Annotated in this window: 24 protein-coding genes and 1 other RNA gene; 4 read left to right on the top strand and 21 right to left on the bottom strand. The window is 51.3% G+C overall.

The genetic code is table 11. The features are described from left to right. Nucleotides 1-119: 119 nt before the first annotated feature. From groL to FC99_RS03590, 4 genes are all read right to left on the bottom strand, one after another. Entirely contained in the window at nucleotides 120-1,745 is a 1,626-nt protein-coding gene (gene groL, locus FC99_RS03610; RefSeq protein WP_048732424.1) for a chaperonin GroEL, read from the bottom strand. A gap of 58 nt (nucleotides 1,746-1,803) precedes the next feature. Beyond that, nucleotides 1,804-2,088, bottom strand: a complete 285-nt coding sequence (gene groES, locus FC99_RS03605) for a co-chaperone GroES (RefSeq protein ID WP_048736247.1) — start codon at nucleotides 2,086-2,088, stop codon at nucleotides 1,804-1,806. A 525-nt stretch (nucleotides 2,089-2,613) separates the two neighbouring features. Then, nucleotides 2,614-3,687: a ribosome small subunit-dependent GTPase A gene (gene rsgA, locus FC99_RS03600; RefSeq protein ID WP_053083535.1), complete on the bottom strand. Its 1,074-nt coding sequence runs from the start codon at nucleotides 3,685-3,687 to the stop codon at nucleotides 2,614-2,616. Nucleotides 3,688-4,392: 705 nt separating this feature from the next. Beyond that, nucleotides 4,393-5,028 (bottom strand): redox-sensing transcriptional repressor Rex, encoded by a 636-nt coding sequence (locus FC99_RS03590; RefSeq protein ID WP_048732426.1) that lies wholly within the window; start codon nucleotides 5,026-5,028, stop codon nucleotides 4,393-4,395. Between the two features lie 237 nt (nucleotides 5,029-5,265). Between FC99_RS03590 and FC99_RS03585 the strand changes: the two genes are divergently transcribed. Further along, nucleotides 5,266-7,218 carry an ABC-F family ATP-binding cassette domain-containing protein gene (locus tag FC99_RS03585; protein WP_048732427.1) on the top strand — a complete coding sequence of 651 codons (1,953 nt, stop codon included), beginning with the start codon at nucleotides 5,266-5,268 and terminating at the stop codon, nucleotides 7,216-7,218. 177 nt (nucleotides 7,219-7,395) lie between these two features. Here the strand turns inward: FC99_RS03585 and tsaD are convergent, their stop codons facing one another. The 16 genes from tsaD to FC99_RS03510 form a co-directional block, all read right to left on the bottom strand. After that, on the bottom strand, nucleotides 7,396-8,439 hold the full coding sequence (gene tsaD / locus FC99_RS03580) for a tRNA (adenosine(37)-N6)-threonylcarbamoyltransferase complex transferase subunit TsaD (protein ID WP_048732428.1): 1,044 nt from the start codon (nucleotides 8,437-8,439) through the stop codon (nucleotides 7,396-7,398). Between the two features lie 75 nt (nucleotides 8,440-8,514). Further along, nucleotides 8,515-9,102 (bottom strand): ribosomal protein S18-alanine N-acetyltransferase, encoded by a 588-nt coding sequence (rimI, locus tag FC99_RS03575; RefSeq protein WP_048732429.1) that lies wholly within the window; start codon nucleotides 9,100-9,102, stop codon nucleotides 8,515-8,517. Continuing rightward, nucleotides 9,086-9,808, bottom strand: a complete 723-nt coding sequence (gene tsaB / locus FC99_RS03570; protein WP_048732430.1) for a tRNA (adenosine(37)-N6)-threonylcarbamoyltransferase complex dimerization subunit type 1 TsaB — start codon at nucleotides 9,806-9,808, stop codon at nucleotides 9,086-9,088. The genes rimI and tsaB overlap by 17 nt, the downstream gene beginning before the upstream one ends. 459 nt (nucleotides 9,809-10,267) lie before the next feature. Beyond that, nucleotides 10,268-11,005 carry an acyl-[acyl-carrier-protein] thioesterase gene (locus FC99_RS03565; protein WP_048732431.1) on the bottom strand — a complete coding sequence of 246 codons (738 nt, stop codon included), beginning with the start codon at nucleotides 11,003-11,005 and terminating at the stop codon, nucleotides 10,268-10,270. Nucleotides 11,006-11,010: 5 nt separating this feature from the next. Then, nucleotides 11,011-11,892, bottom strand: a complete 882-nt coding sequence (gene rsmI, locus FC99_RS03560) for a 16S rRNA (cytidine(1402)-2'-O)-methyltransferase (RefSeq protein WP_048732432.1) — start codon at nucleotides 11,890-11,892, stop codon at nucleotides 11,011-11,013. Nucleotides 11,893-11,906: 14 nt separating this feature from the next. After that, nucleotides 11,907-12,245 carry a DNA replication initiation control protein YabA gene (locus FC99_RS03555; RefSeq protein WP_048732433.1) on the bottom strand — a complete coding sequence of 113 codons (339 nt, stop codon included), beginning with the start codon at nucleotides 12,243-12,245 and terminating at the stop codon, nucleotides 11,907-11,909. A 26-nt stretch (nucleotides 12,246-12,271) separates the two neighbouring features. Further along, nucleotides 12,272-13,288, bottom strand: coding sequence for a DNA polymerase III subunit delta' (gene holB, locus FC99_RS03550; RefSeq protein WP_048732434.1), 1,017 nt, complete (start codon nucleotides 13,286-13,288; stop codon nucleotides 12,272-12,274). An 8-nt stretch (nucleotides 13,289-13,296) separates the two neighbouring features. Beyond that, entirely contained in the window at nucleotides 13,297-13,626 is a 330-nt protein-coding gene (locus FC99_RS03545; protein ID WP_048732435.1) for a cyclic-di-AMP receptor, read from the bottom strand. Between the two features lie 26 nt (nucleotides 13,627-13,652). Beyond that, nucleotides 13,653-14,309, bottom strand: coding sequence for a dTMP kinase (gene tmk / locus FC99_RS03540; protein ID WP_156166880.1), 657 nt, complete (start codon nucleotides 14,307-14,309; stop codon nucleotides 13,653-13,655). A 307-nt stretch (nucleotides 14,310-14,616) separates the two neighbouring features. Continuing rightward, nucleotides 14,617-14,868 (bottom strand): YaaL family protein, encoded by a 252-nt coding sequence (locus FC99_RS03535; RefSeq protein WP_048732437.1) that lies wholly within the window; start codon nucleotides 14,866-14,868, stop codon nucleotides 14,617-14,619. A 13-nt stretch (nucleotides 14,869-14,881) separates the two neighbouring features. Further along, on the bottom strand, nucleotides 14,882-15,481 hold the full coding sequence (recR, locus tag FC99_RS03530) for a recombination mediator RecR (RefSeq protein WP_048732438.1): 600 nt from the start codon (nucleotides 15,479-15,481) through the stop codon (nucleotides 14,882-14,884). A gap of 23 nt (nucleotides 15,482-15,504) precedes the next feature. Continuing rightward, nucleotides 15,505-15,822 carry a YbaB/EbfC family nucleoid-associated protein gene (locus FC99_RS03525; RefSeq protein ID WP_048732439.1) on the bottom strand — a complete coding sequence of 106 codons (318 nt, stop codon included), beginning with the start codon at nucleotides 15,820-15,822 and terminating at the stop codon, nucleotides 15,505-15,507. A 20-nt stretch (nucleotides 15,823-15,842) separates the two neighbouring features. Next, nucleotides 15,843-17,603 carry a DNA polymerase III subunit gamma/tau gene (gene dnaX / locus FC99_RS03520; protein ID WP_048732440.1) on the bottom strand — a complete coding sequence of 587 codons (1,761 nt, stop codon included), beginning with the start codon at nucleotides 17,601-17,603 and terminating at the stop codon, nucleotides 15,843-15,845. A gap of 553 nt (nucleotides 17,604-18,156) precedes the next feature. Next, nucleotides 18,157-18,243, bottom strand: an RNA gene (gene ffs / locus FC99_RS13570) — signal recognition particle sRNA small type. Between the two features lie 415 nt (nucleotides 18,244-18,658). Continuing rightward, nucleotides 18,659-19,180, bottom strand: coding sequence for a nucleoside deaminase (locus tag FC99_RS03515; protein ID WP_082153173.1), 522 nt, complete (start codon nucleotides 19,178-19,180; stop codon nucleotides 18,659-18,661). Between the two features lie 25 nt (nucleotides 19,181-19,205). Beyond that, nucleotides 19,206-19,808: a class I SAM-dependent methyltransferase gene (locus FC99_RS03510; protein ID WP_048732441.1), complete on the bottom strand. Its 603-nt coding sequence runs from the start codon at nucleotides 19,806-19,808 to the stop codon at nucleotides 19,206-19,208. Nucleotides 19,809-20,005: 197 nt separating this feature from the next. On the opposite strand from FC99_RS03510, the gene FC99_RS03505 reads away from it, so the two are divergent. The 3 genes from FC99_RS03505 to nrdF all read left to right on the top strand — a co-directional run bounded on the left by FC99_RS03505 (nucleotide 20,006) and on the right by nrdF (nucleotide 24,060). After that, the gene (locus tag FC99_RS03505; protein ID WP_048732442.1) at nucleotides 20,006-20,233 is read left to right on the top strand and encodes a redoxin NrdH; all 228 of its coding nucleotides are present in this window, start codon (nucleotides 20,006-20,008) and stop codon (nucleotides 20,231-20,233) included. 115 nt (nucleotides 20,234-20,348) lie between these two features. Next, the gene (gene nrdE, locus FC99_RS03500; protein ID WP_048732443.1) at nucleotides 20,349-22,514 is read left to right on the top strand and encodes a class 1b ribonucleoside-diphosphate reductase subunit alpha; all 2,166 of its coding nucleotides are present in this window, start codon (nucleotides 20,349-20,351) and stop codon (nucleotides 22,512-22,514) included. Between the two features lie 550 nt (nucleotides 22,515-23,064). After that, nucleotides 23,065-24,060, top strand: a complete 996-nt coding sequence (gene nrdF, locus FC99_RS03495; RefSeq protein WP_048732444.1) for a class 1b ribonucleoside-diphosphate reductase subunit beta — start codon at nucleotides 23,065-23,067, stop codon at nucleotides 24,058-24,060. A gap of 68 nt (nucleotides 24,061-24,128) precedes the next feature. Here nrdF and FC99_RS03490 read toward each other — a convergent pair whose 3' ends face one another. After that, nucleotides 24,129-25,028: a 3-hydroxyacyl-CoA dehydrogenase gene (locus FC99_RS03490; RefSeq protein ID WP_048732445.1), complete on the bottom strand. Its 900-nt coding sequence runs from the start codon at nucleotides 25,026-25,028 to the stop codon at nucleotides 24,129-24,131. Between the last annotated feature and the right edge of the window lie 270 nt (nucleotides 25,029-25,298).

Below are 25,298 nucleotides of genomic sequence, written 5' to 3'. Positions count from 1 at the left end.
GTCCACAGCGGACTTTCACCGCCTAGTTAGCGCCCATGCCGGGCGCACACACAAAGAAGCCAACCGGCAAACACCGGTTGGCTTCTTCTTTTTTCACTAGCTCGCTAGTGAGTTAAGTTTTACATCATGCCGCCCATTCCTGGGTTAGCAGCTGGGGCTGCAGGTGCTGGGTTATCTTCAGGCTTGTCAGCCACAACGGCTTCAGTCGTCAACAACAAAGCAGATACAGAAGCAGCGTTTTGAAGAGCAGAACGGGTAACCTTGGTTGGGTCGGTGATTCCAGCCTTAACCATGTCCTCGTACTTGTTATCAGCAGCGTTGTACCCAACGCCTGGCTTTTCACTCTTCAAGTGTTCAACCACGACAGAGCCTTCGACCCCGGCGTTTTGAGCAATTTGGCGAACTGGTTCTTCCAAGGCCCGCAGGACGATGTTGACACCAGTCAATTCGTCGCCTTCAGCTTCAACCTTGGCAACGTCAGCGATGACGTTGATCAAAGCAGTCCCACCACCAGCAACAAAGCCTTCTTCAACGGCAGCACGGGTAGCGTTCAAAGCATCTTCGATCCGATACTTACGTTCCTTCAGTTCCGTTTCGGTAGCAGCACCAACACGGACAACGGCAACGCCACCGGCTAACTTAGCCAGACGTTCCTTTAACTTGTCCTTGTCGAAGTCAGAAGTCGTGTCTTCGATTTGGCCCTTGATTTCGGCAACACGGTCGGCAATTTGGTCCTTAGAGCCAGCACCTTCAACAATCGTGGTGTTGTCCTTAGTGACGTTAACCTTTTGTGCTTGACCTAATTGATCAATGGTCGTGTCCTTCAAGTTAAGACCTAAGTCATCGGTAATGACAGTCCCACCAGTTAAGACAGCGATATCTTGTAATTGTGCCTTACGACGGTCACCAAAGCCAGGAGCCTTGACAGCAACCACGTTGAAGGTCCCACGCATCTTGTTCAAGACCAACGTTGGTAAAGCTTCACCGGTGATGTCATCAGCGATGATCAACAGTGAACGGCTTTGTTCAACGACGGATTGTAACAATGGCAAGATGTCTTGGATGTTAGCGATCTTCTTGTCAGTGATCAAGATGTAAGGATTGTCTAAGTTAGCTTCCATCTTGTCGTTGTCGGTAACCATGTACTGTGACATGTAGCCACGGTCGAATTGCATCCCTTCAACAACGTCCAAGCTGGTATCAACACCACGGGATTCTTCAATCGTGATAACCCCGTCGTTACCAACCTTTTCCATGGCGTCAGCAATTAACTTACCAGTTTCCTTGCTTGCGGATGAAATGGAAGCAATTTGGGCGATATCGTCCTTGGTCTTGACGTCATGTGACATCTTGTGTAAGCCATCAACGGCAGCAGCGGTTGCTTTTTCGATCCCGCGACGGATACCAACTGGGTTAGCACCGGCAGTCACGTTCTTCATACCTTCGTTAACGATAGCTTGCGTCAAAACAGTTGCGGTCGTCGTCCCGTCACCAGCGATATCGTTGGTCTTGGAAGCAACTTCGGAAACTAACTTAGCACCCATGTTTTCGAAATGATCTTCGAGTTCGATGGACTTGGCGATCGTCACACCATCATTGGTGATCGTTGGGTTGCCATAGCTTTGTTCCAAAACAACGTTGCGGCCTTTAGGTCCTAAGGTCGTCTTAACCGTGTTAGCTAACTTATCAACACCAGCAAGCATCTTGCTGCGTGCGTCTTCAGAGAACTTTAATTCTTTAGCCATTGTTTAAATTCACCTCATACTAAAATTTTTATATTCAATCGTATTAGTGGGAAAGTCACTAGTCAATAACTGCGACTAAATCCTTTTCGTGTAAAACAAGATACGTCTTACCATCGTACTTAACTTCAGTACCGGCATACTTATCAAACAATACCTTGTCGCCAACCTTAACAGTTGGGGCTACCTTGTCGCCATTGTCTAACACACGACCATCGCTAACTGCAACGACATTGGCCGTTGAAGGCTTTTCTTGGGCATTACTTGCTAAAACAATGCCGCCAACCGTGGTTTCTTCTTCTTCTGGTTGATCTAAAATGACGCGGTCTCCTAATGGTTTTAACACTTGAATCCCTCCAATAAACTTACTTTTTAGCACTGTTAGCACTTGACTAACATAAGTGCTAATCACAATATCTAATATATGGTTTTTCCTTTTAAAAATCAAGGAATTTGACAAACTATTTCGGTCATGACTCGCTGAGAGGTTGGGCGCCATAGGTTCGGCCGTGTTGAAATTAGTTGCCCTGTAGCTGCCGTGCTGTGGATACACTTCAAACTGGAATAGCCCCTTCTCCTTGCTCGCTTTGGGGCCACGAACACGTGCCGTCATCTTATTGCCAGTTAACAAGATCGCCACGCCTGGTGTACCCCTGGCTGCCACCGACTTAGACCGATTTCCAACACAACCACAGCGACCCACCGTCTGACCTTTCAGTTAGATCATCCACCCTACCATTGACATCATTCAAATATGCTCCAAAAAATTCGTCCCCTTCCAACTAATAACCTATTAGCCAGAGCAGGACGAACTGATTAATCATTCATTTAAAATATTAGGGTTTGTTTGTCTTACCAACCTAACTAGCTATTACCGCCGGCGAATCTTCTGCACGTGTTCCATGGTTCGCTTCATTTCCTTTTTGCTCCCAAAGAAGCGTTGGATCTTGGCGTTCTCCCGTTCACGGGCGCTCATGTCGCTATAGCTGATCTCCAGCTGGAGTTTACGGTAACTCGCTAGGCGACTTGCATCTAACTCCCCCGTCGTAATAGCCGCCTGAACGGCGCATCCTGGCTCCGTTTGATGGGTGCAGTTCCGAAATTTACACTGGCTGGCTAATGTGGTAATGTCCGCAAAGGCCTTGGTCAGGTCGCCGCTTTGGACCTGTAGCTCGCGCATCCCCGGCGTGTCAATCACCACGCCGCCAGTTGGCACCCGCAAGAGTTCCCGTGACGTGGTCGTGTGGCGACCCTTGTCATCATCCGTACGAATTGCTTTCGTAGCCAGAACATCTCCGCCCAGTAAACCGTTGATCAGCGTCGACTTACCGACACCAGACGAGCCGATGAAGGAAACGGTCCGGTTACCAGTCACATAGGCTTTGAGTGCGTCAACACCGTCCCCAGTTTGCGCGGAGCAGGTGATCACGTCCACGCCCATCGTCACGTCGGCTAGCTCATCTAGCTTGGCGGTCACATCGGCACACAAATCGGCCTTGGTCAGCACCACGACCGGCACCGCCCCACTGTCCCACGCCATGGTCAGGTAGCGTTCGACCCGGTGAACGTTAAAATTCGCATTGAGCGACATACAGATGAAGATGGTGTCCACGTTGGCCGCAATGATCTGGCCAGCCCCCGTCTTACCAACCGCTGCTCGCTCTAACACACTCTGCCGCGGCAAAACGCGTTGAATCAGGGCCAACTGTTGGTCGGGGGTGACCGTGATCAACACCCAATCACCGACCGCCGGCAGTTCGGTTGCAACGGTCAGGTCATGACGGAGCTTACCCGCGATTTCCGCTGGTAACGGCCCAGCCACACTGATGACTTGGTAAGTTTCTCGGTGCTGCTCGGTCACGCGCGCCAAGTCGAAGTCAGGAGACGCGGCGGCGAGCCGTTTCAATTGTTCGGTACACCCGTATTGGTTTAAATCAATTTTCAATTTCGATAATTCCTTTCGCAAACGGTGGTACCCGAAAGGCTGGTAACGAAAGGTGACTATAACCACCCCATTAATTTTGCGTACAAAAAAGGGCACAGTCGAGACTGCACCCCTGAAAAATTTTGTGTGGGCGCAGATGTCAGTTTTCGTTCAAGTGGTTGCGGGTACACTAAAACTAGCAGGCACTTGCCCACTTTTCAGCTTCCTGCGTAACACCTATTGAACGACCGACATCCAGCAACCCTCCGATACTTTTAGTTGGTCATAGAGTAGCACGCCACACTAACGGCTGTCAATCGTTAGAATGCGCCCTGACTAAACCGAAACCAAAGATTGAAAGTACTAAGTTTTCACTTTTCCCGACTGTTGTCGTGGTAAAGCACAGTCAGAGCCGGAGGAGGACAGGGACGTAGCCAGCCGTGGAGGTGGTGTTGGCTGGCGCTTCATCATCAGCCAGCTTACAGCACGGGCGACTTTGGAGACACGCGGTCTTCGTGGCTTCAAAGCGAGCGAGAAGACTGGTGATTTTCCAGTCTGAAGCGTCCCCACAGCAGGCGGAATTCCTGGCAGCCAGAGTGCGGCAAATTTACACTAATTTAATGACGCAAATTCTTACCGATACTGGTGCGAGACAGGTATTTCATCTTCCAACCTTTAGACCAAACAAAAAACACCCCTCGGACTAAACCGAGCGGGTGTCTTTCATTAATCTTTATTGTAGTGTTCCAAGAAGTAGATCAACGTTTGGAGTTCGTTAGTTAAGTCCACGTTTTGGACCCGAACATCCTTTGGCACCGTGATCCGCAGTGGGGTGAAGTTCAAGATTCCCTTCACACCACCGGCGACAACTTCTTCCGTTACGGATTGGGCAACATCAGATGGCACCGTCAAAATAGCGATTTGAATCTGTTGTTCTTCCAATTGTGTCCGCAAATCGGTCATTGGATAGATTGGCACGCCACTTTGAATCGTGTTGGCCATGTCCTGGCTGACATCAAAGGCCGCACTGATCCGGACATTGCCGTCTTGGTGAAAATTAAAGTTCAATAACGCATGGCCCAAGTTTCCGACCCCAATCAAGGCCACGTTAGTTAATCGGTCCTGATTTAAAATCTTCTTGAAGAACTTGATGAGACTTTCAACGTCATACCCGTAGCCCCGTTTACCAAGGGCCCCAAAGTAAGAAAAATCTCGACGAATGGTTGCTGAATCAACCTTAACGGCTTCAGAAAGTTCCGTCGAGGACACACGAGTTTTGTCCGCGTCCAACAAAATGTTCAAATAACGGTAGTAAATGGGGAGCCGCTTTGCTGTGGCGCGGGGAATCTTTTGATCTGTCAAAACATGAGACCTCCTAATCAATAAATACTGGTCATCGCCAACCGACGGTGACACTTTCCCTAAATAGCTTTTTGATTGTGAAATTTGCTTTCTTACAGATTATAGCATAACCGCCCGTCTTGTGAAAGAAATTGCAAATATTTTTCACAATTCTTTCTATATTTCGGTCTGTCCGGTAAATATGCTAGAATAAGAACTATCAACCTATACGAAAATTGAAAAGGAGGTCCATTTACCGTGATTCTTTTACAAGTTCAACAAGTCACGCGACGCTTCGGAGCGACCGTGCTCTTTGAAAACGTTAGCCTCGACGTCCCTGAACACGGACGGGTGGCGCTGGTGGGCCGCAACGGTGCCGGAAAATCCACCCTACTCAAGATGATTGCTGGCGAAACCACACCGGATGTCGGTCAAATTACGACAAAACGGGGGCTGACCATTGGCTACCAGGCGCAAAATGCCGGCCTCGCTTCCTCTAAGACCGTCTGGAACGAAATGCTCGACGTCTTTGCCACGCTCCGGGCAATGGAACAGCGCATTCACGAATTAGAACAACAAATGAGTGATCCCAATATTATTGCGGACCAGGAACAATTTACCCAAGTCACCAAGACCTACGATCAACTCCAACAAGACTTCAGCGATCAAAACGGTTACGGCTATCAGGCCGAGATCCGTGGCGTACTCCACGGGTTTGAGTTCGGTGAAGAATATTATGATAAGCCGATCAACGAACTCTCCGGTGGTCAGCGTACGCAGCTGGCCCTGGCAAAATTACTGCTGGAACGTCCCGACCTGTTAATTCTTGACGAACCCACGAACCATTTGGACGTTGAAACGTTGACTTGGTTAGAAGGTTACCTTCAGGGCTATTCTGGTGCCATCCTGGTCGTCTCCCATGACCGGTACTTCCTCGATCACGTGGTCAACGACGTCTATGACATGGCCCACGGTGGCTTGGTTCACTATCCCGGTAACTACTCCCACTATATCGAAGCCAAGGCCGAACGGCTACGGCGCGAGTGGAAGGAATACGACAAGCAACAGGCCGAGATTGGTAAACTGGAAGACTTTGTGAACAAAAACATCGTCCGGGCTTCCACGACCAAACGGGCCCAAGCACGACGGAAGCAACTGGAGAAAATGGATAAGATGGACAAACCTGAGGGCGATGAAAAGGTTGCCCGCTTCACGTTCAGACCTCACCGGCAAAGCGGTAATGTCGTCTTGGACGTGGTCAACGGCGCAGTCGGCTATGACCAACAGATTCTCTGTGCTCCGGTCAACCTCGACATCAAAAAGCATCAGGCCGTGGCAATTGTCGGTCCCAACGGCATCGGCAAGTCGACCCTACTAAAAACCATTCTGGGCCGTATTCCGGCCATTCAGGGTCAAATCATCTTTGGTACTGGTGTCGATACCGGTTACTACGACCAAGATCAAGCCACCCTGCACGACAAGAAGAGCGTGCTACATGAGTTGTGGGATGATCATCCTACAACTCCCGAGGGCGATATCCGTTCCATCCTTGGAAGTTTCCTATTCACTGGTAGTGATGTCGACAAGAGCGTTCATAGCCTAAGTGGTGGTGAACGGGCGCGGTTACTGTTGACGAAGCTGGCCTTGCGCCACGACAATTTCCTTATGTTAGACGAACCGACCAATCACTTGGATATCGACAGCCGAGAGGTCTTGGAAAACGCGTTGAACGAATTCGACGGCACCATCTTATTCGTTTCCCATGACCGGTACTTCATTAACCAAGTTGCCACGCAGGTCGTTGAGTTGGCTCCTGCCGGTACGACCCGCTACTTGGGCGATTACGACTACTACGTGGAAAAGAAAGCCGAACAGGACGCTTACGCCGCTAAAGAAGCGGCCGAAGCCGAAGCGGCCAATCCCACGAGTGACGCGCCCAAGCAGACTCAGGTCGACTACCAACAACAGAAGGAACAGCAAAAGGCGAAACGGAAACTCAGCCGACAGGTCGATGCGCTGGAAACAAAACTGGGCGACCTCGAAACGCAAAAATCGACGATTGAAACGGCGATGAGCTCGCCAGAAAACTTCAACGACGCCGAGAAGCTGGCTGACCTGCAGGCCCAACTGACCGCAGTCACTACCGACCTCGACGCCACCGAAGAGGAATGGACCGAAAAGAGTTTATCCCTGGAAGATTTTGATGGTTAAAAATTAAAGCTACTTGATTTATGGTCTTCATAACCATTAATCAAGTAGCTTTTTTAGGTGATGACTTAAGCTGGGTTAACCATTATTGCATTGCTGCCAGGTAAACACCGTGTCGCCAAAAAAGACGCCGAAACCATCTCCAATCAGAAGATGATCTCAGTGCCCTTTCAAATTAGCTTATTTAACCGGATCAGCGACCCAATCGAATTCCAAACTGGGGTCCGCGTTCAGTGTCGCATCGGCGAAGTCGCCGTGGCGGTAAGCCACTTCGGCGAATGCCCCGATCATGGCCGCGTTGTCGCCACACAGCTTCAACGGTGCCTTAACCAAGTGAGTCGTTGGGTTGCTGGATAAGTCGCGTTCCAACCGTTCCCGTAACCCTAAGTTGGCAGCGACTCCCCCAGCCAAAATCAGCTGGTGAACCGGATAATCGGCCAACGCCTTTTGCGTCTTTTCCGCTAGCACATCGACGACCGCTTGTTGGAAACTGGCTGCCAAGTCCTGCTTGCTGAGTGTTTCGCCAATCTGGTCGGCGTGGTGGGTGGTGTTGATAAAGGCACTCTTCAACCCACTGAAGCTAAAATCGAAGTTGTCATCCTTCTCCATCGCCCGGGGGAACTTGAACGTATCGTGCCCCTGATGCGCCCATTCATCGACCGTCTTACCGGCTGGGTAGTTGACGCCCATCACCCGGCCAACCTTGTCGTAGGCTTCACCGGCCGCGTCATCACGCGTCTCACCAATAATTTCAAATTGATTCTCGGCTGGCATGTAAACCAATTCCGTATGTCCACCGGAAACCAGCAAGGCCATCGCTGGAAATTCGATGGGTTCCACGTAACGGGCCGCATAGATGTGACCGGCCATGTGGTTCACGGGAATCAATGGCAAACCGTGGGCAAACGCCACCGTCTTTGCCGCAGTGACCCCGATCAATAGGGCGCCTACTAAGCCAGGACCGTACGTTACCGCCACGGCGTCAAGGTCGTCGTATCCCACTTGAGCTTCCGTTAAGGCATCCTTGATGCACAGTGTGACCTCTTCAATGTGGTGTCGACTCGCAACTTCCGGCACGACCCCACCAAACCGCTGGTGACTCTTGATCTGAGTGGCAACGATGTTCGACAGGATCTTCTTACCGTCCTCAATGACTGCCACACTCGTCTCGTCACAACTCGATTCAAACGCCAAAATTAAATTTCGCTTTTCCGTTGGACTCACTCCTCTTCCTCACTAATGCGCGCACTCACGGCTACTCACGAAAAAGACGAGTAGCCTAGCACCAACTCGTCTTTTCTAGTCGGTTTCCTCTGGTTCTTCTTTTAAATACAGGACCATGTCAGCGGCATCTTCGTGGTCGCCAAAATAATAGCCACGTTTGATGCCGGTCTGTTCAAAGTCCAAGTCGCGGTACAACTTTTGCGCATTACTATTCGACACGCGTACTTCTAGACTGACAGACTTGTAATTCAGTTGCTTGGCCTTTTTGATCATAACGCCCATCAAGAAACGACCCAAGCCCCGACTCTGAAATTCGGGCAGAACAGCAATGTTTGTGATATGCGCATCGCGGGTCCGCTCGTCAAACGTACTGCCAATAAACGCCAACAGCTTATCGTTCTTCCGAATAACCAAGTAGAGTCGATCCTTTTCCCGCCGCAGTTCATTGGCAAATGCCGTGGAGTCCCACGGGGCCTGACCAGAGTACACTGCCCGTTCAATTTCAATCATTTCAGGAATATCGGTAAACAGCGCCTTAGCGACAAAGTAAGTGACATCACGAATCTCCACGCGGTGATTCTTAACGTCCATCGTTTCTTCGCGTACCAGTTCTCGCCGGCTACCGAATACATTTTTATACCAGCTTTTAAATTTTTTCAACATAGGATTCGGGTTCCTTTTCTGGATTCTTAGCTCGCCATTCGGCTTCGGCCTGTGTCAAACGAAGATAATTAGGTACGAAACGGTCAACATCAGTCACTGGTGGTAAATCACGACCCAACAGGCCAATCGTTGCGACCTGGGGTAAGTTCAACCATGGACTCACAGCGGGGGTCGCCGCCGAAACGGTCGTGCTGATCAGCTCCGTGAAATGGTCGGCGTCACCCAAGAACCAGATGGGCTCGGCGTATTCCTTGACCTCAGCCAAGAAGTCACTGACATTCGTATGTGCGTCAGCGATCACGGCAACGGGACGGCCCTTTCGAACACGGTACAACCCGGCAAAGACGTTTTGATTGCGGGCATCAAACAGTGGTGCGACTAACGCCCCTTCAACCGGCACGTTAGCAGCCAAGGTCGCCAGACTGGAGACAGCCACCAGATCAATGTTCAGCGTTGCGGCCAAGGTCTTGGCCGTTGTCACGGCAATGCGGATACCGGTATATGAGCCGGGACCCGCTGCCACAACCACTCGATCTAGGTCGGTAGGCTTCAGATCAGCCATCGCCAACAACCGTTCGATCTCTGGTAATAAATATTCCGCGTGTTTCTGGTGAACCGTCACGGTAATAGCCGCGAGTACCGTTGTGTCGTCCAATACGGCGACGCTCAATGGTCGATTCGATGTATCAATTGCTAAAATCTTCATGATTACTTGGGGTCCCCTTTAATTTGTTTCGCCGCCACAGCTTGACCTGCTGCCAACCGTTAAATGTGAAAAGCGGCGGCCTTGATACTCCACCGCTCTTTTAAGGGTTCGGTTACTTTTCCGTTTACTGACTTTATCAGTTTACTATACTACCACAAAGCGGGGCGAACAACACCCTCCCTGCTTACTTTTCCCAAAAGCTAAAGATTGAAAACTTTCCAATCGCCTTACCGGTCGCCAGATATGGGCCGGACCGGTGCGGACGCAACTTGAAGCCTCGAAGACTGCTCTTTACTGCAAGATAAGCTCTACACTGAACATCCCTCACGAACATTGTCAGTGCTCATCGTTTGTCATGGCAGAAATCAGTCTAAGTCGGAGGACCGCCCCTCAGTCTGGAGCGTCCCCACAGCAGGCGGAATCCCTGGCAGCCGCAGTGCGACCAGCTAAACACAATCTTTAGTCCGTCCACTGAACCGTTGCGCGAACGGCAGTCGTTGTGCCAAAGCTGACGACATGCTGGGTCGTGGTGAGTTCCGGTTGGGTCACCGCACTGGTCACCTGTTGGCCATACTTAACTTCATTTTCGAATCGAATCCGAACATCCGTTGCGTGATGGTGCCGTAAGAATTCGGCGGGCAAGGTGTCCAGCATCCAGTCGAAGTAGTGGGCATTATTCACATGACCATTGTGATCGATATCGAAGTAACGAACCGTGTAAGGCTTCACCCGACTCGTCGCCGTGGCATCGTCCCTATCTGGTCGTGGCAACCGCGGTAATCGCGTCACGGGATCACTGTGATAGGGCGCCATGATTGCGGCCGGAATCGTCGCAATTTTACGCGTCTCGTAGCTCATCGTGACCCAGATTCCTTCACCGTACGCCAGCTGCTTGCCGGTCGCATCAAGTAACCAGTACTCACGGTACGCAAAGTAACGGTTATAGGCCGTGGCCCGTGTCTTAACGGTGACCGTCTCCCCGGTCCGCGGTAACTGGTCAATTTGAATGTGGTATTGCGTGACGACCCAGCCCACGCCCAGACTTTGAATTTTTTCGGTCGTGATTCCAAGGTCAGCGTTCTGATCCTCGGAGACCAAGACAAAGAGGTCAATGAGCTTCGCCAACGTTAACTGGTCGGTGTCATCGGCCTCATAATAAACAATACGATGTTTTTCGGAAAATTCGTTTGCAGCCACCTAGGTCACTCCTCGTCTAAATGATGATAGGTCCGGTAGACCTCTTGCTTCTTCAAGCCGCGCAAATTGGCGACCTCTTTGATGGCCGCATTCGGCTTGTCGCCGGCAGCGATTAACCGGTCGACTTGTACCTCAACGGGTTCACTCAGGTCAACGGCCGTCGTCGCGGTGGTCGTCGGTGCCGGGTTGCCCCCCACTAGGACGACAAACTCGCCCCGCACCGTGTCCGTGGCTGCCCATTCTGCTAGCTCGGCCAGACTACCACGCAAGAATTCTTCGTAGCGCTTCGTCAGCTCGCGGCAAAGGACCGCCGGCCGATCATCGCCAAAGCCAGCGGCCAGGTTCTGCAAGGTTTTCTTCAGCCGATGGGGCGCTTCGTAGAAGATCAACGTTTCTGGCCGTTGGGACAGACTATCGATTTCTGAGCGCTGGTCCTTCGGTTTGCGGTCCAAGAAACCGTAGAAATAAAATGGTTGTGGGGCTAAACCGGACGCAATCAGCGCGGTCAACCCCGCATTGGCCCCGGGTAAGGGCACGACCGGAATGTGCGCGTCGATGCAGGCATTGACCAGCTCATGGCCGGGATCCGAAATGGATGGCATCCCCGCATCACTGACCTGTGCGATCTGCATCCCCGCCTGTAATTTAGCTACTAGTTGGGGAATCCGTTCCTGCGTATTGTGCTCGTGAAAACTGATCTGTTTCGTTTCAATCTCAAAATGATTCAATAATTTCTGGGTGTTCCGGGTATCCTCAGCGGCAATCAAATCCGCATCCTTCAGGGTCTTAACCGCCCGAAAGGTCATATCGTCGAGGTTACCGATGGGGGTGGGCACTAAGTATAGATGTCCAATTGCCTCGGCTTGAAAACTTCTTCGTCGTTCCATATGGTGCTGACCTCCTACTGATCACGGTAAATAACTTCTAAGCAAAAGGCACACTCTTCGTCTTGTTTGCGGCGCGTCCCGTAAAATTCACGGCAGACGTGAAAGCCTTCTTCGTAGAGTTTTTCCAAAATCTGTCGCGACTTGGAGAGTCCTTGGGGCGTCCCCGGGTCCTCTGGTAAGGTCTTTTGAAGCTCCCGTACCAGGTCACGTAACCGCTGATTTTCAATTTCTAACTCGGCGTTGCGTTCAAACACCTGCGTCATTTCAGTCTGTAGGTCACCGAATTGGGCGGACATTTGCTGTAACTGGTCCTCTAAGCTTTTAAATTGCTCGTAAACTTCTTGTTTATCCAATTGCCACCCCTCCCTGCTAAACTAAGCTAGCGCGTGACTTGCGCCAAAATCTGAAGTGTTAACGCCTCTAAGATCGTCTGAAAGTTCATGTTGCCGGCCAACTGACTCCGGGTCGCGAGGGTCAGCGTCATCACGTTGACCAACTGATCGATACTCAACCGTTGGCTCACCTGCTGACTGGCGGTCGCAACCTGTGGAAAGGCCAAATCATCACTGGCGACCTGCCCCGCTTGTTGCCGGAGCGCATCGTGCCAGACTTGAACCAGCATATCGAGTAACACGCCTTGCCGGTCACGGTTCAACGCCAATGGTAATAGTTTCGTTTGGACCCGCACAAAAGCCTGCTCATCACCTTGCGTACAGGCACTGAACCACTGGCCAACTTGGGTCTGCGCTTCCTTCAACCAGTCATCTGCCGTCAACTCCTGCGCCGCACTGACACTTTCCGTCAATGTGGCTAACAGGTAGCGTTGGCTGGGCGCCACACCGGCCTTCTCTAGTGCTTGGGCAAAGGCTTGGGGCGCGACCTGTAAGAAATCAACCACTTGGGTTCGCGACAGAATCGTCGGTAAAATCAAGTTCTTGTTGGCGGTCAACAATAGCGCTACCGTATTGCCCACGGGTTCTTCAATGAACTTCAGTAAACTATTCGCGGCCCCCGTCGTCATGCGGTCGACCTGATCGACAATAAAGATCTTCTGATTACCTTCCACGGCGCTCTTAGTGAACTCCGACTTCAGGTAGCGGACCTGATCGACCTTGATGCGCTGCCCATCCGGAATGACGCTGACGACATCGGGATGGTCGCCAGCTAAGATTCGCCGGCATTCGGCACACTGACCACAAGGCAAGCCTTCCGCGGTCACGTGCTGGCAAAATAGCCGCATCGCGATCACCGTGGCCAACTCCTGCCGACCAGTCCCATCGGCACCATTAAATAAGTAAGCGTGCGCGAGATGGTTTGTCTGAACCAGGTGCATAAAGTGAGTCGTCAATTCCGGCTGTAAGTGCTGGATCGTGGCGACCACGGATTCTTCCGTCATGGTGCCTCCTAAAAGCGGTGGAACTGGTCAACGGGTAAGACAAAGACCGTCGCCCCACCGACCTGAACCTCGACTGGGTACGAAGATGTACTGTCAAGCTGCGCATCCAAATTGACTGGTGGTGTCATAAACTGTTGGCGGGTGTGGCTGGCGGCCTTGATCATGTCCAAGACCTCGTCGACCCGTTCGTCTTCCAGTCCAATCATGAATGTGGTGTTCCCAGACTTCAGAAAGCCCCCGGTCGTCGACAGCCGCGTTGCACGAATATCGTTGTCGATGAACTGATTGCTAAGCCGATTAGCGTCCTTGTCCTGGACGATTGCGATTAATAATTTCATTTAAATTCCTCCCTCAAATGCCGGTGTTAAAAGTAACGCTGTGCCGTTTGCTTAATCAAGACTAACGCCTGCGCCACGACCTGGTCTGGCTCTTGGGTGGCGTCGATCAATTTAATCCGTTCTGGATGGGCGGCCTGTAGCCGTAAATAAGCGGCGCGGACCCGGTCATGGAAGGTCTCTTGTTCAACGTCGAGGCGATCGACCTTGTTAGGATCCCGGTGAGCCTGAATCCGTTTCAGGCCAACCGCTGCTGGCACATCGAAATAGATCGTCAGGTCAGGCAACAAGCCGTCGGTCGCAAACTCATTCATGCGGGCAACCGCGGCCTCGCCAATCTGACGGCCGGCCCCCTGATAGGCGACTGAACTATCCACGTAGCGGTCACACAAAACGAGCTTGTCAGCCGCCAAGGCCGGTAGAATCGTCTGTGCCAAATGTTGCCGCCGCGCTGCCGCGTACAGTAGCGCTTCGGTCCGGTAATCCATGGCCGTATTGGCGCGATCTAAAATAATTGCCCGAATGCTTTCCGAAATCGGGTTGCCACCGGGCTCTCTAGTAATCGTCAACCGGTCACCTAATAAGGGCTGAATCTGTGCCGTAATCGTGTTCAAAGCACTGGTTTTCCCGGCGCCGTCTGGTCCTTCAAAGCTAATAAACGTTCCTGACAAAATACTCGACCCCATTTTTGATTGATAGCTATATTGTACTTGAATTCAGAATTGATGTCTATTTGCAACGCCAGCTTTCAGCCAGTTTTCCCTGGGAATTGCTGATTTAGAATAAGTTTATACTGGCCGCTTCCGGCTCAAACTAAGCTTTTAAAAAATAATCGTTTCAGTTCCAAAAACAATTATAGCCTTTATGGCTAGCCCTTTGTCCCACGTCTCAGCAATATGCCAAAAGAAAATCCGGGCTCTTGTCTCAGACTCAAAAACTATATTAAAAAAGCCACCCCCAAAAGGATGACTTCCAACATTCGCTTCAAACAGTCTAGTCGCGGAACACTGCAGCTGAAATGTGTTGTCCCTTGACCTGGCGACGCCGTGCTTCGCGGTACAAGAAGAGGTACGTTTGGCGCGCTAACGCTGTGTTCGCCGTCATTTCATTGTCGGCGTCCGCAATGGCCTCTTCGGTTTGTTTGGCGTGGTCCCACCGGTCCTTGGCTTCATCGATGCTCAACAGAAGCTGTTCATCGTATGCCGCTTTTAACCGGGGAAGTTGCCGTTTCTTTTTCCCAAACATCCGCGATTCCTCCTTACATTTCGGTACGGCCTTCAACCGCCTTGAACAACGTCATTTCATCGGCGTATTCAATATCACTGCCGACGGACAAGCCGTGGGCCAAGCGGGTCACCTTAATCCCCGCCGGCTTGATCAGCCGTGACAGGTACATCGCCGTGGCTTCACCTTCTGGCGTGGCGTTAGTGGCAATGATGACTTCCTTAATGGCCGGATTCTTCTGGAGTCGGTTGATCAGACTCGCAATGTTCAAGTCCTCTGGTCCCTTACCTTCGATGGGTGACATGACCCCTTGTAAGACGTGGTACAGGCCATGATATTCCTTCATTTTTTCCATGACCATAATGTCCTTGGCCTGCTCAACGACCAACACGTGAGACTGATCCCGCGTCTTGTCCGCGCAGATAGAACACGGATCACTCTCGGTAATGTTGCCACAGATCGAACAAAAATGGAGGTCCCGTTTGGCGGAGACCAGCGCTTTAGAAAACGCCGTGACGTCGTCCTCTGCCATATCAATGGTAAAGAACGCCAGCCGGGTTGCCGACTTTTGACCAATGCCCGGCAACTTCATATAGCTGTCGATCAATTGGGCGATGGGTTCTGGATACTGCATAGGTCACAACGTCCTTTCTAACCTTACATCCCGGGAATGTTCATCCCTTGGGTGTACTTGCCTAACGTTTGCTTAGTGGTTGAGTCGATCTGGTTGAGGGCATCGTTAACGGCAGCCAAGACCAAGTCAGCTAACATGTCGGGGTCATCTGGGTCGATGGCTTCTGGCTTGATAGTCAGATCAGTCATCTTCCGGTCACCCGTAAAAGTTGCTTGAACCATGTCGTCTGGTGACGTTCCCGTGAAGCTTTGGGCGTTCAGGTTGTTTTGGTCCTCTTCCATCTTCTTTTGCATTTGACGCATTTGTTTCATCATGTTCCCCATATTTCCCATGTTCCGCATTGTACTCATCCTTTCAAATTTTAATCTGCTTTAACGTTAACGATATCCTTGCCGAAGAGCTCCTCGGCCTTAGTGACCACCGGATTTTCCGCCGGCTTCTCTGGTTCGGCTGGCGTGTCCGAGTTGGCTTGAAGCTCCGCCTTGTGCGCCGTTAAATAGTTCTTCCGGATAGTTGGCCAGTCTTCCTTAGGCACAAAAACCACTGGTAAGGCCGTTCCAATCATTCGATCCAACCCATTTTCCAAGGCGTCGGTCAACTCATGGTCGGTCGTCGCCCGTTGGTACAGGAAGGAGTAGTCAAAGGCCACGATCACACCGGAGTTCGCCGCTGCGACTGGTTGCGAGACCTTCATGACTGCCCGTTGAGTAATCGACAGGCTGTTCAAGAGGTCTGGCCAGACTTCCTGTAATTGGTTGAGCTTTTCACGGGTGGCCGAGCCCAACACCGGATAAATCTTTGCCAAGTTGACTTCCTTGGCTGGCGCCGACTTGGTCACTCGTGGTTTTGCCGGGGCCGCAGCCGCCTTAGCGGTACTTGGCGCCTGTTCCAAATGCTTCACGGCAGAACGCAACTGGTCGATCTCATGTTGCAGCTCCGTCACGTCACTCGACTCGGCTGCCGGCTGCGGCGCACTAGGTGCCTCGGCGTTTGGCGTTGCCGGCACGGCAGTTGCAACGGGAGCCGCCCCATTTTGCCGACCGATTTCGGCCAATTTGATGGTCAGAATCTCTAAATAAACGTCGGGATGGGTCGTAAACCGCATCTGCTGTTGAATCGCGTTTAGCTCATTGATCATGGCATACATGGTCTGGGCTGGCGTTTTCTTCGCCAAGGCTTGGAAGTCGTCGCTCACGCTGCCCATTTCGGCCCCTTCCACCAACTGTGGTGCTTGTTGGTAAAGGAGCAGGTCTCGGGCGTAGCTGATAACATCTTCGGTAAACCGCTCGGCATCCTTACCGGCTTCTAGAACCGATTGCAGGGTCGCCAGTGCGGCCTTGGTGTCACCACTCAGGACCTGCTGAACGTAAGTCGCCAACAGCTCGTGGGTCACACTGCCAGTAACCAGCAGCGCATTGTCCAACGTGATTTCGTTATCACCAAAGGACAGGGCCTGATCCAAGATACTCAGCGCATCTCGCATCCCCCCCTCGGCTGCCTTTGCGATGACCTTGATGGCCTGTTCGTCGTAGGTGACCTTCTTCTGATCCAAGATGTAGATCATCCGTTGATAGCTATCGTTGGCCGCGATTCGTTTGAAATCAAACCGCTGGGTCCGCGAAATAATCGTGGCCGGAATCTTGTGGGGTTCCGTGGTGGCCAGGATAAAGATCACGTTAGCCGGTGGCTCTTCAAGAGTCTTCAGTAGGGCGTTGAACGCCCCCGTCGACAGCATATGAACTTCATCGATGATGTAGACCTTGTAGTCGGCCACGGTCGGCGCATATTTGACCTTGTCCCGAATGTCACGAATTTCTTCGACCCCGTTGTTAGAGGCCGCATCGATTTCGATGACATCGTTTAGCGTGCCGTCCGTGATGGCCTTGCAGGTGTCACATTCGTTGCAGGGCTCGCCGTCTTGCTGGTGATGACAGTTGATGGCCTTCGCAAAAATCTTGGCCGCTGACGTCTTCCCGGTTCCCCGGGGCCCAGCAAACAAGTACGCATGACTAATTTGATTGGTCGTAATGGCGTTCTTTAACGTCCGGGTAATGACCTCTTGCCCGATCATATCGTCAAAACGCTGGGGCCGCCAGACCCGGTAGAGTGCTTGATAAGCCATGCAATCTGTTCCTTTCTTCAAATGGTTAAAGTTAGTATGAACTGGCCGCACTACGGATGCCAGGGATTCCGCCTGCTGTGGGGACGCTTCAGCCTGAGAACCGGGCTTCTCGCTCGATTTGAAGCCGTGAAAAACACACGTCTTCAAATCGCCCATGGCCTAGGCTAGCAAAGAACGCCAGCCAACGCCATTTTCACGGCTGGCTACATCCTTGACCTCCTCCGGCTATGATAACGTCCCTCCATAGATACATGTCAATAGCCGTAAATACCTGTTTAAGACACAACTAAGCATCGCAAACACAAGTCGCGTTATGCCAATATTTTTCCTCAAATTTGTAAGAAAACTTCCAGAATCAATGGACCTTTACTTCAAATTCGCTGAGTATAATTATAGCCTTTTTGCCCGGTAGCTGTCACGGATTGACGGCAAGTATTTACGGGAAATTAAGGTGCTCAACTTAACAGCTGACACGATTCTTCTATAGGGTAAAAAACTTTTTTAAAGGTATGAAAAAACTCCCAGTCAATGACTAGGAGTTATTAATTAGCTCATAAACTTGAAGCACAAAGCGAAACGAACTTAGTGCTGCTTCCTTCCGGACCTGACACGATTCGTAGGCCCGCCCTTGCTTCAAGGCCTTAACGGCAAGTACTAGTGTATCATGATTCCCCAACTCTGTCTACTCAATTGTCAGTTAGACTGACGTAAGTTGTCCGCACTGCGGCTGCCAGGGATTCCGCCTGCTATGGGGTCGCTTCCACCCCTTAGGCCCGGGGTTCCAGCTCGACTTTAAGCCACGAAGACCACGTGTCTCAAAGGTCGTCCCATGCTGTAAGCTACCTGAGAAACGCCAGCTAACACCATCGACACAGCTGGCTACATCCCTGCCCTCCTCCGGCTAAGTTAGTGTTTTCCAACAATAACCGCTCAATTATAGAACTGGGCAAAACCATCACATTAGTCCCTATCCTGGCTATCATTCTGCCTACAAATATAGTTTAGTCTCCCACACTGGACAGAGATAAGCCGGTCACACACTCGACCCAAACCAACTAACTCTCAGCCCGCTGTGCCGCCTTGCGGGCTTTCTTGGCGGCCTTTTGACGCTTGCGGGCCGCCTTGAAAAAACTGACCATGCGCTCGCCGGCGTCTTTAGCCATTAAGCCCTCGTGGACTTTGACCACGTGGTTCAACCGGTCGTCCGTGAGCGTTTGGTAGAGGCTGTCCACCGCCCCGGCCTTGGGGTCCCGGGCGCCGTAAAAGACCTCCGGAATACGGGCATTGACAATGGCGCCGCTACACATGAGACACGGTTCAATCGTCACGTAGAGTTGACAGTCGTTGAGCCGCCAGCTTCTCAGGGTCGCACACGCCTCTTCGATAGCCCGCACTTCCGCGTGAAGCATGGCGTCGTTGCCATGTTCACGGAGGTTGTGCCCCCGGCCAACGATCTGGCCGTCATGCACGATAACCGCGCCGATGGGGACCTCGCCAATGATGGCCGCCTGGTCAGCTTCAAACAAAGCTTCTTCCATATAATGACGTTGTTGTGGCGTATACGTTCGCTCCCGCACGTCAGTCCCCTCCTTTCACCGCTAGTTAGTTCAGTGTGCTTTCCAAAATGTAGTACCCTTTATCTTTTTTCAAGATCTGGCAGTTCCCGAAAGTTTCGGTCATGTGCTTCTTGGCCGATGGTGCACCCTGCTTCTTCTGCAGGACCACCGTCAACGTCCCACCGGGTAACAGGTGCTGCGCTGCGCCTTCTAGCATGGTCGTGACAACCTGTTTGCCGGCCCGAACTGGCGGGTTGGTAACGATGGCCGCGTAACGCTGCGTGACGTTCGCATAAATGTCTGACGTCTTGATCTCAACGTTTTCAATCTGGTTGGCCACCGCATTTTGCCGCGCCAAATTCAAGGCCAATTCGTTCACGTCGACCATCGTAACTTGCCGTTCTGGCCACTTCTTTGCTAGTGCCAAGCCGATTGGGCCATAGCCCGTTCCGAGATCCAACCAAGGACCGGCTGGGGTCTTATCCGCGTTAAATGCGGCCAACAACACCCGTGACCCGTAGTCCACCCGGTTCTTCGAGAAGACGCCGTTGTCGGTGGTAAACAACAATTCGTTACCTAAGAGGGTAAATGGCCAGTGTTGTTCTTCGTGTAAAACGTCTGGATTTTGTGTATAATAGTGATTAGTCAAATTCTCCGCCACCTTTACCCCTTATTTTACCGTAGATAGGTCATCGTGGCTAATAAAAAAAGATTATCGTGCTAGACACTATATTTAGTAGTTATTGTATATTTCAACTACAAAATATGGTGTCTTTTTTGATTGAAATTTTCTATATCTGGTGTACACTAAGTTCATTGATATTGAAATTAGAGGATGTGGCAACAATGAAAGTAACGATCTATTCAAAAAACAACTGTATGCAATGCAAGATGACAAAGCGTTTTCTCAGCGAACACAACGTGGACTTTGAGGAACGGAACATCAATCAGAACCCAGAATACGTGTCATATCTCAAGGAACAAGGTTTTCAAGCCGTTCCCGTAGTTGAAGCACCCGGTCTTCCCGCTTTTTATGGGTTCCGACCCGACCAATTAACTAAGATTGCGGGCTAACTAGCCTGGCACAAACCCGTCTTGGCGACGTCGTGTTTGTTCACGGTGTCGCCATTTTTATTTGATCTAACGTGTTTACACACTTCGACCCATCAGAGAGGAAGAGACGACCAGTATGAGCTTAAAAGACTTAAAAGATGTCACGTACTACGACTTGAACAACGAGATCAACATCCCGGTAAACGGGCAGATTCCGCTAAATAAGGACCAAGAAGCCCTCCAAGCCTTTCTAAAGGAAAATGTCGTCCCCAACACGAAGAAATTTGATTCACTCCGCGACCGATTCGACTATTTGATTGCTAATAACTACGTGGAAAAAAAGGTGATCGACGCCTACCCACTGAGTTTCATCGAAGACCTCTACGCCTATCTAAAGGCTCAGAATTTTCATTTCAAGTCCTTCATGGCGGCTTACAAATTCTACGCCCAGTACGCGCTTAAGACCGACGACAACGACTACTACTTAGAAAACTTCATCGACCGCGTGGCCATGAACGCTTTAGACTTCGCTGACGGCGACCAACAACTGGCTCACGATTTAGCCGATGAAATCATCCACCAACGTTACCAACCCGCAACGCCGAGCTTCCTAAACGCCGGTCGTTCACGCCGAGGCGAGCTGGTTTCCTGTTTCTTGATTCAGTCGACCGACGACATGAACACGATTGGCCGGACCATTAACTCCGCTCTGCAATTGTCACGAATCGGTGGCGGGGTCGGTATCAGCCTCTCCAACCTTCGCGGTGCTGGTGATCCCATCAAGCATATCGAAGGCGCTGCTTCCGGTGTGGTTCCCGTGATGAAATTACTGGAAGATAGCTTCTCCTACTCCAACCAACTCGGTCAGCGCCAAGGGGCCGGCGTTGTCTATTTAAGCGTATTTCATCCCGACATCGTGGCCTTTTTGGGTGCCAAGAAGGAAAACGCCGACGAAAAGATTCGTTTGAAGACGTTATCCCTGGGTGTCACGGTTCCCGACAAGTTCTATGAACTCTGTGAAGCCGACGCTGATATGTATCTATTTAGTCCCTACGATGTCGAACGCATCTACGGTAAGCCCTTCTCCTACGTGGACATTACCGCGGAATACGACAATATGGTCGCTAACCCCGACATCCGTAAGAAGAAGCTCAAGGCACGTGACTTGGAGACCGACATCGGCAAGCTGCAACAGGAATCTGGCTACCCTTACATCGTCAACATCGACACGGCCAACCGTGAAAGTCCAATTGATGGTCGCATCGTGATGAGTAACCTGTGTTCCGAAATTATGCAGGTTCAAACTCCCTCGACCGTTAACAATAAACAAGAATACATTCAAAAGGGAACCGACATCTCTTGTAACCTCGGTTCCACTAACATCGTCAACCTCATGACCTCCCCCGACTTCGGTCACTCCGTGGAGACCATGGTCCGGGCCTTAACTTTCGTCACCGATCACTCCGACATCGACGTGGTTCCTTCCATTCAAAAGGGCAACCAACTCGCTCACACAATTGGACTGGGTGCCATGGGCCTACACAGCTACTTTGCTAAGAACCAAATGATGTATGGCTCCAAGGACAGTATCGCCTTTACTAGTGTTTACTTTATGTTGCTCAACTACTGGACGTTGAAGGCCTCGAATCAGATTGCTAAGGAACGACACGAAACGTTCCACAACTTTGAGAAGAGTACCTACGCTTCCGGGACTTACTTCGACCGTTACACCGAAAACGACTGGCGACCAACATCTGAAAAGGTTCAAGGCCTCTTCGCCAATGTCTGGCTACCTTCACCAGCAGACTGGGCCGCTTTAAAGGCCGACGTGATGGCCGATGGGCTGTATCACCAAAACCGAATGGCCGTTGCCCCCAACGGTTCCATTTCCTACATCAACGACACCACGGCTAGCCTGCACCCGATTATCAACCGGATCGAAGAGCGCCAGGAGAAGACGATTGGGAAGATCTACTACCCGGCCCCTTACCTGAGCAATGAGACCATGCCTTACTACAAATCCGCTTACGACACCGACATGCGCCGTGTGATTGACGTCTACGCCGCCGCGCAAAAGCACGTCGACCAAGGAATGAGCCTGACACTGTTCATGCGTTCCACGATTCCCGCCGGCCTATACGAATGGAAGAACGGCCGGACCGACAAGATGACCACGCGAGACCTCAGCATTCTGCGGAACTACGCATATCGCAAGGGCATCAAGTCGCTCTACTACGTCCGCACCTTCACCGACGATAACAACGAAGTTGGTGCCAACCAATGTGAAAGCTGCGTTATCTAGCAAACTGGTTGGACTTGGATGACTTGTGTGACCTTCGCCTTACCGGCCGGCAGATATGGGCTGGAACGGTGCGGGCACAACTTTAAGCCCCGAAAGATCCGAGTCTTAAAGCTTGGCCTCCTACTAGGCCGGCCAAGAACGCCGACCAAGCAGAACGACGCGCCTGAGCCCATATCTGCCGACCTCTCGGCTTATAGTGGTGTTCTGAGGCAACATAGATAATGACTGTTAGAATTGTTAGCGACTAAACTTTCAACTTGAACAGTTACGAATTGACAATTTACGAGTCCTATCGTGGAAATCATCAATCAGAGCCGGAGGCGGCCAGGGATGTAGCCAGCCGTGAAAATAGTGGTAGCTGAAAGCTGCCACTATGGGCGACTTTTAAGACGCATGAATTTTGCGGCTTAAAAGCGAGCGAGAGGACCGCTTCACAGTCCGAAGCGTCCCCACAGCAGGCGGAATCCCTGGCAGCCGCAGTACAGACAACTTAACGCAATCTAATCTCTAAACAAAGGCAACACTCACGAACAATCAAAGGAGTGGTAGCATGGCAAGAATAGAAAATTATCAAGCAATCAACTGGAACCAGGTCTCCGACGAAATCGACAAGGCAACCTGGGAAAAATTAACGGAACAATTTTGGTTGGACACCCGGATTCCCGTGTCCAATGACCTTGACGACTGGCGGACACTGGACACGGACCATAAATGGGTCGTCGGCCACGTCTTTGGGGGATTGACCTTACTGGACACCCTCCAGTCGCAAGACGGCATGGCAGCGTTACGGCGCGACGTGCGGACGCCCCACGAAACGGCCGTCCTGAACAACATTCAATTCATGGAATCCGTTCACGCGAAGAGTTACTCCACGATTTTCTCCACGTTAAACACGCCAGATGAGATCGACGAAATTTTCAAATGGAGCGATTCCGAAGAATTTCTGCAGAACAAGACGAAGCGCATCTACGACCTCTACCACGACGATGAACATCCCCTGAAGAAGAAAATCTCCAGTGTCTTCTTGGAAACGTTCCTGTTCTATTCCGGTTTCTTCACCCCACTCTACTATCTGGGACACAACAAGCTGAACAACGTAGCGGAGATCATCAAGCTGATTTTGCGGGATGAATCCGTCCATGGTACCTACATCGGCTACAAGTTTCAGTTGGGCATGAAGGAACTCACCGACAACGAACAACAAGCCATGAAGGACTGGATGTACGATTTCCTTTACAAGCTTTACGATAACGAGGAAAAATACACCCACACCCTGTACGACCAAATTGGCTGGACGGAACAAGTCCTGACATTTATTCGCTACAACGCCAACAAGGCCCTGATGAACTTGGGTCAAGACCCCCTGTTCCCCGATACGGCCGACGACGTGAACCCCGTGGTCATGAACGGAATCTCCACCTCAACCGCCAATCACGACTTCTTCTCTCAAGTTGGTAACGGCTACCTGTTAGGTAACGTGGAAGCCATGAGCAACGATGATTACAACATCGGTGAACCGACTGATCCAGAAGATCCTAGTAAATAAGGTGACAAAGTAAAGTCCCATCATCGGCACCCCAGAGCACAGGGTGTTGGTGATGGGACTTTTTTAGTTTACGCTTTCAAAAAGGCTGGTTGGGCATACGCCGGGTTCGGGTACCGATAGAAACCGGCTCCGCTCTCTTGTCCCAAATGATTCTGCTCGATCATATCTGTCTTGACTGTGTGTGCCACATCCACTAGGAATTCCTTACCCGGTTGGCCACTGGCCGCCAAAATGATGTTGTAGGCGGTACGTAGGCCAATCTCATCAAGAATCCCAAATGGCCCCATCGGTGCGCCTGTCGCAATCATCCACGCCCGGTCGATGGTCTCGGTATCCGCCACGCCCTTAGCCCAGAGGACCAGAGCGGCGTCCACGAATGGGATCAATAACGTATTGAGAACGTAGGCTGGTTGCTCCTTCTTCAATTGAATTGGCACCATGCCGATTCGCCGGGCAAAGGCGACCCCGGCTTCATAGATTGCGGGGGCCGTGCCGGCGTGCCCCATCACCTCGGTCATGTTATTGGCCCAGATATGGTTGGCAAAGTGTAGCGCTAAGAATTTCTCCGGTCGTCCGGTCATGGCCGCAAACTGGCTGGGCACTAACGTCGATGAGTTGGTGGCAAAGATTGTTTTTGCCGGCGCTACTTTTGCGAGCTCACCATAAAAAGCACTCTTGATGGTCAACATCTCCGGGATGGCTTCGATCACCAGGTCGGCGTCCGCGACAGCTGTCGCGAGATCCGTTGCGAAGTGCAGGTGCTCGTTCGTGGCAGCTAAGACCGCTGGCGTCGCATTCATCTCCTGTGCGTAAGCCTGGTCCCAAGTCGCCATCCGGCGTTTAGCGGCTGCGATGGCCGCAGCATTCACATCATAGACGGTGACCTCTAACCCACTGTAAGCCGTTTGATAAGCAATTTGACTTCCCAACGTGCCCCCACCAGCAACGGTTACCTTTCCAATCGTCATAGTCCTCTTCCTCCTTGCATGAAACAGTCAGACATACTGGGATCTTCGGCCGGAGTTGGCTTGTGTCATGAGTTCCGTTAGATGGCCACAGACCCCTTCATCAAAAACACCTTTATTTTAGAATCGACTAAAGTTTTTCACAATTTGCACGCGATTGTTGCGTCCCAACATTTACTAAGTCACTTACCCACCGCCACTGTGACCGGTTTACCAGACTTTTCCGGGCGGATTGCGGTATAATAATGCCAAATCTAATTTCTGGGGGTCTTT

Source organism: Levilactobacillus koreensis JCM 16448, from assembly GCF_001435525.1.
In the GTDB taxonomy this organism is placed as follows: Bacteria; Bacillota; Bacilli; order Lactobacillales; family Lactobacillaceae; genus Levilactobacillus; species Levilactobacillus koreensis.
The sequence above is the reverse complement of the archived record's forward strand: the minus strand, read 5'-3'. Positions and strand labels throughout refer to the sequence as shown.